Origin of the sequence: Streptomyces sp. NPDC005574, assembly GCF_040605435.1 — a bacterium.
Lineage (GTDB): Bacteria > Actinomycetota > Actinomycetes > Streptomycetales > Streptomycetaceae > Streptomyces.
Map to the genome: position 1 here is coordinate 1 of NZ_JBEXCW010000157.1, position 10,848 is coordinate 10,848.

A 10,848-nucleotide genomic window follows, 5' to 3' on the forward strand; every position below is an offset into this window, starting at 1 on the left:
CCAACCCCCCCCCCCACCCCCTCTTCCCCCCCCCCCCGCTCTTCCTCTCGGGCCCCCCGCGGGGGGGCCCGGCGGCACGCACCGGGCCCCGGGGTGCGCTGCACCCCGGGGCCCGGTCACGCGTGAGGTCACGCAGGGGTGATGTTCTCCGCCTGCGGGCCCTTCTGGCCCTGGGTGACGTCGAACGTGACCGCCTGTCCCTCCTGGAGCTCACGGAAGCCCGAGGCGTTGATGTTGGAGTAGTGGGCGAAGACGTCCGGGCCGCCGCCGTCCTGGGAGATGAAACCGAAGCCCTTTTCGGCGTTGAACCACTTGACAGTTCCGCTGGCCATGCTCGTGCCTCTCAGTCGATGTCAGGAACCGCACCGCGCGGCCCTGGAGGTGATCGCCCTGGTCCAGCACTGCACAGCAAAGCGCCCGCGCCAAAGCGCGGGCAGGTACTGCGAACCACGACATCTGAGAACGACGCTACACGGCGGAACAGCCTCTCACCAGAGAGCAACGTCCATGATCTGCACCGAGTCCCACGATCCGCCGCGGTTTCCGTACACCTCACCCACCCCTACCAAAACATTTCGGACACCGACCGGTCCGGGGCGGCACTGACCTCCGCTTTCACGGCGGACGGTGCGGCCGACGGACGCGGCGGGCGGGTACGTCACCTTTACTCCGCATGCCCCTTTTCGAGGGCGCGGGGGACTCCGCCGGACCGCCCGCGGGGGAATGGTGCGGGCGACCGCCGGGGCGGGCTGCGGCCCGCTGGCGCACCTCGTTCGGCCGTCCGGCGGATCTACGACTCGAAGGACGGGGGCATGGGGTCGTCCAGCAGCGGGATGTACGCCGTGATGCGCTTGCCGACCGGCTCGCGCCGCACGTCGAACCGCTGCACCACCGCCATCACGATCTCCAGGCCGTGCTGGCCCACCCGCCCGGGGTCCGCGGCCCGCGCCACCGGCAGGACCGGATCGCTGTCCCACACCTGGATCTCCACCACGGAACCGGACAGCCGCAGGCACAGCAGGGCCGGCCCCTGCGCGTACTTGTAGGCGTTGGTGACCAGCTCGCTGACCACCAGCTGCGTCAGGTCCATGGCGCGCTCGGTGACCGGCAGCCCCAGCTCCGTCTGGAGACGGATGAGGAATCCGGCCGCGAGATGGCGGGCCTCGGCTATCGAGCCACCGTGGCCCTCCAGGGCGGCCGTGAACTCGACAGGGTCGGGGTACGGCACGAAGGAACCCTCCATCGGCCCATCGGGTTCCGTCCATGCCACTGTTTCGATGCGCTGCACGCCGGGTCGGATACCCCCCTTCTTCACACCTACGCGCCCCGGAACGAACCTGTGCATAGGCCCGTCACCGGCGTCGGCCATAAGATCGCTGGGCACAGATGACCGGAGAAGCGTTGGCTAGAGCATGGACCGAAGGTTGCAGAGGGAGACTGTGGCAGACAACCGGGACACCGCGGGGCACGGCAGGCTGTCGGTCGTGCGGGACACCGTGGACGGCGTCACCGTCCTCACCGTCCACGGCGAGATCGACTACCAGACGGCGTCCCCCCTGCAGAACGCCCTCCCGCCCGCCGACGGGACGGCCGGCCCCCGCATCGTGATCGACCTCGGTCAGGTCACCTTCATCGACTCCAGCGGCATCAACACCCTCATCACCGCTCAGCGGGCCGTCCCGGACAAGGGCTGGCTGCGGCTCGCCGGCACCCAGGGCACCGTCCTTCGCACCCTGGAGCTCGTGGGCCTCGACACGGTCATCCCCTGCTACCCCACCGTCCGGGACGCCCTCGCCTGACGCGGGCAGGTGGCCCGGACGGGGAAGCGACACGGCGACCGGCACCGAGCTGCACGGTGCGCGGGTACGCCGTGGCTTCCTGCTGAACCCCGTGCAGCAGGGGCCACGGCGACCGGTCCGCGGGCCGCCCGGAGGGTGCGCGGGCGGAACCCGCCGTCAGCGACTCCCGCCGCGGATGTTCGTGCGGCAGTACGACTGACGGCCGGTGAGAGGAGGATCTACGGTGGACCTTGCGAAAACCTTGCGCCGGCCACCGCGTCGCCGGCCATGGAGCGGACGGTTCGGAGGGCGTGTGGAATCCCGGCTTCAGCGCGGCGGACGAGGGACACCGCCGACACGCCACCGTGCCGCGGCCGGAGCCGTGTGACGCGAATGCGCCTTCACTTACTCGGCTCCCTCGAACTGCGGGTCGCGGAGCGCGGGTTCGACCTGGGACAGCCCCGCCGGCGTACGGTCCTCGCCGCCCTGGCCGCCGACGCCGGGCGGCCCGTCGCCGTGGAGACCCTCATCGACCGGGTCTGGGACGCCGACCCGCCGGGCGGGGCCCGGTCGGTGCTCTACTCGCACATCAGCCGGCTGCGGCAGCTCCTCGACGAGGCGGCGTCCGTGTCCCTGGGCGAGCAGGCGCCGATCCGCATCGGCAGGATCTCCGGCGGATACGTCCTGGAGGCCGACGAGAACGCCGTGGACCTGCTGCGTTTCCGTTCCCTGGTCGCCGAGGGCCGCGCGCCCCGGCACTCCGACGGGCAGCGCGCCGCACTTCTGGAAGAGGCGCTGCGGCTGTGGCGCGGTGTGCCGCTCGCGGGGCTGCCGGGAGGGTGGGCCGAGCGGACGCGGACCGCCTGGAGCCACGAGCGCGTGGAGGCGGCGATCGCCTGGGCGCAGGCGGTGCTGAGCGGGGGCGGAGCGCGGGAGGTGCCCGGCCTGCTGTACCCCCTCATGGCGGAGCATCCCCTGTCGGAGCCGCTCGCCGTGATGCTCGTACGCGGCCTGGCCGCCGCCGGCCGACCGGCCGAGGCGGTGACGGTGTGCACCGAGATACGCCGTCGGCTCGCCGACGAGCTGGGCGTCGCACCGGGCCGCGAACTCCAGGCCGTCAACGAGGAGTTACTGGGCGACTCTGCCCGGGCGCGGCAGCCGGGGGCGGGTCACGCCCCGGCTCCCGAAGGGGCGCCGGTCACGTCCGCGGGCAGGGGCGGGGTCGGGGTCTCCGGTGCACCCGCTCCCGCGCAACTGCCCATGGACGTACGTCCCTTCACCGGCAGATCCGAGCAACTGGCCGAACTGACCCGGCATCTCGCCGCCGGGGAGGGCGGCGACCGTTCGGCGGCGGTGATCGTGTCCGCCGTGTCCGGTACCGCGGGAGTCGGCAAGACCGCGCTCGCCGTCCACTGGGCGCACCGGGTGCGCGACGCCTTCCCCGACGGGCAGCTCTACGTGGACCTGCGGGGCTACGACCCGGAGGAACCGGTCTCCGCCGCCCAGGCGCTCGCCGGGTTCCTCACCGCTCTCGGCACGCCCGGCCAGGACATCCCGCTGCGCCTGGACGACCGGGCGGCGCGCTACCGCACGGCCGTCGACGGACGGCGCCTGCTCGTCGTCCTGGACAACGCCGCCTCCGCCGCCCAGGTCAGACCCCTGCTGCCGGGCAGCCCGACGTGCAAGGTACTGATCACCAGCAGGGAGACGCTGACGTCCCTGGTGTCGGTGCACGGTGCGCACCGGATCGTCCTCGACGTCCTGTCCCCCGGCGACGCGCTGGGCCTGCTGCACACCCTGATCGGGCCGCGGGTCGAGGCCGAGCGGACGGCTGCCGCGGTGCTGGCCGAGCAGTGCGGGCGGCTGCCGCTGGCCCTGCGGGTGGCCGCCGAACTGGTGCAGTCACGCCCGGCCGAACCGCTGACCGGCCTGGTGTCCGAACTCCGCGACCACCGGCGGCGCCTGGACCTGCTCGACTCCGGCGACGGGGATCCCCGGGCGGCGGTCCGCGCCGTCTTCTCCTGGTCCTACGAGCGTCTGCCCGAGCTGCCGGCCCGCATGTTCCGGCTGCTGGGTCTGCATCCGGGGCCCGAGGTCGACACGCACTCCGCCGCGGCCATGGCCGGCACCTCCGCCGACGGCGCCCGGCGCGCGCTCGACGTGCTGGCCAGGGCGCACCTGCTGCACCGCACCGGACCCGGTCGGCACGCCATGCACGACCTGCTGCGCGCGTACGCGGCGGAACTGGCCGACCGCCACGACCCGGCACAGGACCGGGAGAGCGCCCTGGCCCGGCTGCTGGACCACTGTCTGGCGGCGTCCGCCGCGGCCATGGACGTGCTGTACCCGGCCGAACGGCATCTGCGTCCCGCAGTGGACCTGCCCCTCGCGGGCCTTCCGCCGCTGCGCACGGCCGAGGAGTGCCGTGCGTGGCTGCGTGCCGCGCAGCCCACACTGGTGGCACTGTGCTCGCGGACCGAGGAGCCCGGGCCGTCCCGGCACACCGTGCGCCTCGCGACCACCCTGCAGCGCCACTACGAGCGTTCGGGTCACTACGCCGACGCCCTGACCGTCCACACCCACGCCCTGCGCGCGGCCCGTTCGACGGGGGACGCGCGTGGTGAGGCCGATGTGCTGGCCTGCCTCGGCGCGGTCCACCGGCGGCTCGGGGACTACGACAGCGCGCACCGGCGGCACGAGGAGGCCCTGGTCCTGTGCCGCCGTATCGGCCACCGGACGGGAGAGGCCCGCCATCTGACCAACGTGGGGGTGCTGCACGAGCTGCGCGGTCACTACCGGGAGGCCGCCGAGCACCACGAGAGGGCGGTGGAGCTGTTCCGCGCCGAGGGCGACGCGCACGGTGAGGCGGACGTGCTCAACAACCTGGGCATCGTCCACGAGTTGCTCCAGGACTATCAGGCGTCGATCGAGCGGTACCGGCGGGCGCAGGTCCTGTACCGGCGGACCGGGCACGCCTTCGGCGAGGCGAGCGTCCTCGGCAACCTGGGGATCGTGGTGGCGCGGCTGGGCGACCACACGGCCGCGGCCGGCCACTTCGAGCGGGCGCTCGCCCTCTTCCGGCGGCTCGGGCACACCGGGGGCGAGGGGCACGCGCTGACCAACCTGGGCGACGCGCTGTGCGGCCTCGGCAGGTACGACGAAGCCGCCGAGCACCAGCGGCAGGCCCTGGACCTGTTCCGCCGTACCGGTGAGCGCTACGGCGAGGCCGGCGCCCTCAACGGCCTCGGCGAGGCCCTGCACGGCGCCGGCCGGCAGGCCGAGGCCCTCGACGCGCACGCGGCCGCCCTGTCCGCGGCGCGGGAGATCGCCGAGCAGGAGGAACAGGCCCGCGCCCACATCGGGACGGCCCGGGTCCGGCGCACGACACGCGAGCCGGCCGAAGCCGGCCGTCACCTGCGCGCGGCCCTGTCCCTCTACGCCGCCCTGAACTCCCCGCGCGCGGAGGAGGTCCGCAAGACCCTCCTGTCCCTGGCGACGGACCGGACGTCGGAAGGCGACGGCGGCGCGGACGACACCGAGGGCCAAGTCCGGGACCTCTGACGCCACATCGGGCGCGATGTTCGTCAAGTCGACGGCCGGTCACAGTGGTTGAGGGGCCCGGCCATCCCATCGTTCGACCTGTCGGACATCGTTCGAAAACTCTTGACGCTGCGCCTCACCCCGATTGACACTCTCGCAACACGAGGTCACACAGCCGAAACGGCGGGACATCCGCGACCGGGACCCGCGTCGCGGCCCGCTCCCCCATGCCTTCCCTCCTCCCCCCATCAGCCATGCTCCAGCAGGGAACCCCGACATGACGTACACCGCACGTCTGCGCAGCCGCGCCGGACGCCGGGTGGGCCGCCTCGCCGGTCTCACCGCCGCGTCACTGCTCCTGGGCCTCGCCGCGCCCGCCCTCCACGCACAGGCGGCGGACGACCCGCGGAGTGCGGCCGTCACCGACGGTCTGGCCCTCTGGTACAAGCTCGACGCGGCCTCCGGCAGCACGGTCACCGACGCCTCCGGGAACGGCCGCGACGGCACGGTGAACGGCACCCCCGGCTGGTCCGCCACCGGGCAGGGGCTCACGTTCAACGGCTCGGACACCTACGTCAAGGTGCCGGACGACGTCATGAAGGGCATGGACGCGATCACCGTCTCGATGGACGTGCTGATCGACTCCGCCCAGACCACGCCGTACTTCCTCTACGGCTTCGGCAACTCCAGCGGCAGCAACGGCGACGGCTACCTGTTCACCACCGGCAACTCCTACCGGACCTCCGTCGCGACCGGCAACTGGTCGACGGAGCAGACCACCAGACCCGCCGACTCGCACAACCTGACCCGGTCGGTGTGGAAGCACCTCACCTACACCCAGACCGGCACCACCGGAGTGCTGTACGAGGACGGCGCGGTGGTCGGCCGCAACACGTCGGTCACCACCGCCCCCGGCGCCATCGGCTCCGGCACCACCACCGCCAACTACATAGGAAAGTCGGTCTACTCGGGCGACAAGCTGTTCAAGGGCACCATCCGCGACTTCCGCGTCTACGACCGCGCACTGGCCGGCGACGAGGTCGAGCAGCTCGCCCTGCCCGTCGCCACCCAGGGCCTGGCCGACGACAAGGCCGCCCTCAGCCTCGGCGACACCGGTGCCGTCACCGCGGACCTCGACCTGCCGCGCACCGGCACGGCCGGCGGCTCCGCGATCAGCTGGGCGAGCGACAACCCGGCCGTCGTCTCCGCCACCGGCAACGTCATCCGGCCCGCCGCCGGGTCGCCCGACGGGCACGCCACGCTCACGGCGACCCTGACCAAGGGCACGCTGAGCGACACCAGGACCTTCGACGTCACGGTCCTGGCCGCCTTCGACGACGAGACGGCCGCGCGCCAGGCCGCCGCGAGCCTCACCGTCCACGACCTCGACGACGCCCGCGGCAACCTGACCCTGCCGCCGACCGGCTCCTACGGCACCGACGTCACCTGGTCCTCCGCCGCGCCGGACGTCGTCTCGGCCGACGGCGTGGTCCACCGCCCCGCGCACGGCGCGGGCGCCGCCACCGTGGACCTGACCGCCACCGTCACCAAGGGCGCCGCCGGCACGACCCGGACGTTCACCGCCAAGGTGCCCGAACTCCCCGCGCGACAAGCCCTCAAGGGCTACATGTTCAGCTACTTCACCGGCGAGGGCACCTCGGACGGCGAGCAGCTGTACTCCGCGCTCAGCAAGGGCAACGACCCGCTGAAGTGGCGGGAGTTGAACGACGGCAAGCCGGTCCTCACCTCCACTCTCGGCGAGAAGGGCCTGCGCGACCCGTTCATCATCCGCTCCCCCGAGGGCGACAAGTTCTACCAGATCGCCACCGACCTCAGGATCTACGGCAACGGTGACTGGGACGCCGCCCAGCGCACCGGCAGCAGGTCGATCATGATCTGGGAGTCCACCGACCTGGTCCACTGGACGGACCAGCGGCTGGTGAGGATCTCACCCGACAGCGCGGGCAACACCTGGGCACCCGAGGCGTTCTACGACGCGAAGCGCGGCGAGTACGTGGTCTTCTGGGCGTCGAAGCTGTACGGCGACGACGCGCACTCCGGCGACACCTACAACCGCATGATGTACGCGACCACCCGCGACTTCTACACCTTCAGCGCGCCCAAGGTCTGGATCGACCGCGGCTACTCGGTCATCGACTCCACGATGATCCAGCACGACGGGACGTACTACCGCCTCTCCAAGGACGAGCGGAACAACAGCTCCTCCACCCCCAACAGCAAGTTCATCTTCCAGGAGAAGAGCGACTCGATCCTGAACCCGTCCTGGGACCCGGTCGCGGAGGGCATCGGCAAGGGCGCGATGACGGCCGCCGAGGGCCCGCTGGTGTTCAAGTCCAACACCGAGGAGAAGTGGTACGCGTTCCTCGACGAGTTCGGCGGCCGCGGCTACCTGCCCTTCGAGACGACGGACCTCGCCTCCGGCACCTGGACCCCGGTCGCCGACTACGACCTGCCGGCCAGGCCCCGCCACGGCACGGTCCTGCCGGTCACCCAGGCCGAGTACGACCGGCTGCTGCGCGCCTACCAGCCGGACCAGCTGGTGGAGAGCGTCGAGAGCGTGCGGGCGCGGACGAGAACCGGTGAGGCCCCGGTCCTGCCCGCCACGGTGATCGCGAAGTACGCCGACGGGATCGACCGGCCCGTCGCCGTCACCTGGGACGACATCCCGGCGTCGCGGTACGCGCAGCCCGGCACCTTCACCGTGACCGGCAGCCTCCCGGACGGCGCCGCGCTCCCGGTCCGGGCCGAGGTCACCGTGTCGCAGGAGGGCGCCGGCGTCCCGGCCGACCTGCTCCTGCACTACGACTTCGACGAGACGGGCGGCAACATCGCCCACGACTCCAGCGGGCACGGCTACCACGGCACCTACGTGCACACCCCGGACTTCGGCACGGGCGTCGAGGGCGGATCGTTCCGGATGTCCGGCGGCGCCGGCACCTCCACCACCTCGCCGTACGTGAAGATCCCCAACGGCGTGCTGAGGAACGCCGACAGCGTGACCGTGTCGACGTACGCCAAGTGGAAGGGCGGCGACAGCTTCCAGTGGCTGTTCGGGCTCGGCCCGGACAGCGACAAGTACCTCTTCGCCACCCCCTCCAACGGCGGGTCCAGCCTCTACTCGGCGATCAGCAAGGCCAGTTGGTCGGCGGAATCGAAACTGACGGCCGGCTCGCAGCTCACGCCCGGCCAGTGGCGGCACGTCACCGTCACCCTCGACGGCTCGACCGGCACGATGGTCCTCTACGTCGACGGCATCGAGGCCGCCCGCACGACGACCACCATCAGGCCGTCCGAGCTGTACGACGCGGACAAGGACCACAGCGGCTACATCGGCCGGTCCCTGTACTCCGGTGACCCGTACTTCGGCGGCGAGGTCGACGACTTCCGCGTCTACGACCGAGCCCTGTCCGCCGCCGAGGTCATGGAGCTCAGCGGCAACACCGCGGGCATCGCCAGGGCGACACACCCCGCGCTGAAGGTCGACGCGATCATCGACAACGCGGGCGGCAGGATCACCCTGCCGATGCAGGAGGGCACCGAACTCACCTCCCTCGCACCGGAGTTCACCCTGGCCCACGGCGCCGCGATCAGCCCCGCCTCCGGCAGCGTCCACGACTTCACCAAGCCGGTGACGTATGAGGTCACCGGCTCGGACGGGAAGAAGCGCAGCTGGACGGTGGCCGCGCTCGTCATGAAGAGCCCGGTCCTGCCCGGCCTCACCGCGGACCCGAACATCGTGCGGTTCGGCGACACCTTCTACCTCTACCCGACCACCGACGGCTTCGACGGCTGGAGCGGCACCCAGTTCAAGGCGTACTCCTCCACCGACCTGGTCCACTGGAAGGACCACGGCGTCATCCTCGACCTCGGGCCGGACGTCTCCTGGGCCGACAGCCGGGCCTGGGCGCCGACGATCACCGAGAAGAACGGCAGGTACTACTTCTACTACTGTGCCGACGCGAACATCGGTGTCGCGGTCTCCGACTCACCGACGGGCCCGTTCAAGGACGCCCTGGGCAAACCGCTGCTCAAGCAGGGCCAGTTCAGCGGCCAGATGATCGACCCGGCCGTCTTCACCGACGACGACGGACAGTCGTACCTGTACTGGGGCAACGGTCACGCCTACGTGGCTCCGCTGAACGACGACATGACGTCCGTCGACACCGCGAAGGTCACGGACATCACGCCCAGCGGCTACAACGAGGGCTCCTTCGTCGTCAAGCGCAAGGGCACCTACTACTTCATGTGGTCGGAGAACGACACCCGGGACGAGAACTACCGCGTCGCGTACGCCACCGGCCCCTCCCCCACCGGGCCCTGGACCAAGCGGGGCGTGATCCTGGAGAAGGACCTCTCCCTCGGCATCAGGGGAACCGGCCACCACTCGGTCGTGCACGTGCCGAACACCGACGACTGGTACATCGCCTACCACCGCTTCGCCATCCCCGGCGGTGACGGCACCCACCGTGAAACCACCATCAACACGATGGAGTTCGACTCCGACGGACTGATCAAGAAGGTCGTCCCCACCCTCACGAGCATCGACCCCGTCACCGTCGTGCACGCCGGCCCGGACGCCCGGGGCACCGAGGGTGCGGCGATCCGGCTGAACGGCACGGTCTCCGGGGCGGGTGACGCGAAGTGGACGGTCGGGGCGGGTACCCCGTGCGCCTTCGCCGATCCCCGGGCAGCAGTCACCACGCTCACCTGCACCGACGACGGCACCTTCGAGGCCACCCTGACCGGCGGCCGCAGCAGCGACACGGTGACCGTCGAGGTCGCCAACGCCGATCCGGTCATCACCTCCGCCGCCGGCCCCGGCGCACCGCTGCCGGCCGGCGGGCGGGCCACCGTCACCGCCGGGTTCACCGACCCCGGTACGAGTGACACCCACACCTGCGCGGTCGACTGGAAGGACGGCACGACACCGCGGTCGGGCACGGTCACCGCCACCGGCTGCAGGGCTCAGCACGTATACGCCCGGGCGGGCATCCACCGCCCGGTGATCACCGTCACCGACGACGAGGGTGCCTCGGACAGCAGGACCCTTCCCGAGGTCGTCGTCTACGACCGGGCAGCCGGGCCCATGCTCGGCGCCGGCGTCTTCGACTCCCCGGCCGGCGCCTGCCCCGCCCGGCCCGGCCTGACCGGCAAGGCATCCTTCTCGTTCACCGCGGTCTACCCGAAGAAGGCCACCGTCCCCACCGGCGGCGTCAGGTTCGACTTCGGCCGGGCCGGTCTCGCCTTCCGCTCGACCGGCTCCGACTGGCTCGTGGTGACCGGCTCCCGGGCCGTGTACCAGGGGTCCGGCACCGTCAACGGCAGCGCGGGCTACGCCGTGCGCGTCACCGCCACGGACCACCCGGACACCGTCCGCGTCAGGGTCTGGAAGAAATGTTGGTCTACGGTTCTCCCTGGTCGGTCCACCTCGCCAACCTCCGTGCCGAACCCCTGGTCTTCGGCTCCCCGACCACCGCGGGACGTGAGTCGGCCGGCTACACCGGCCTCC

5 protein-coding genes are annotated in these 10,848 nt (G+C 71.7%); 3 read left to right on the forward strand and 2 right to left on the reverse strand.

What is annotated here, in order from left to right; genetic code table 11:
- Positions 1-128: 128 nt before the first annotated feature.
- Both ABZT03_RS41200 and ABZT03_RS41205 read right to left on the reverse strand, forming a co-directional pair.
- Positions 129-332 carry a cold-shock protein gene (locus tag ABZT03_RS41200; RefSeq protein WP_060899524.1) on the reverse strand — a complete coding sequence of 68 codons (204 nt, stop codon included), beginning with the start codon at positions 330-332 and terminating at the stop codon, positions 129-131.
- A 458-nt stretch (positions 333-790) separates the two neighbouring features.
- Positions 791-1,243 (reverse strand): ATP-binding protein, encoded by a 453-nt coding sequence (locus tag ABZT03_RS41205; RefSeq protein ID WP_356048930.1) that lies wholly within the window; start codon positions 1,241-1,243, stop codon positions 791-793.
- Positions 1,244-1,439: 196 nt separating this feature from the next.
- Here ABZT03_RS41205 and ABZT03_RS41210 point away from each other — a divergent pair, with 196 nt between their 5' ends.
- The 3 genes from ABZT03_RS41210 to ABZT03_RS41220 all read left to right on the forward strand — a co-directional run.
- Positions 1,440-1,799, forward strand: a complete 360-nt coding sequence (locus ABZT03_RS41210) for an STAS domain-containing protein (RefSeq protein ID WP_356048931.1) — start codon at positions 1,440-1,442, stop codon at positions 1,797-1,799.
- 372 nt (positions 1,800-2,171) lie between these two features.
- On the forward strand, positions 2,172-5,339 hold the full coding sequence (locus tag ABZT03_RS41215; RefSeq protein ID WP_356048932.1) for a tetratricopeptide repeat protein: 3,168 nt from the start codon (positions 2,172-2,174) through the stop codon (positions 5,337-5,339).
- 256 nt (positions 5,340-5,595) lie between these two features.
- A partial coding sequence (locus tag ABZT03_RS41220) for a family 43 glycosylhydrolase (protein ID WP_356048933.1) occupies positions 5,596-10,848 on the forward strand: 5,253 nt, incomplete at its 3' end.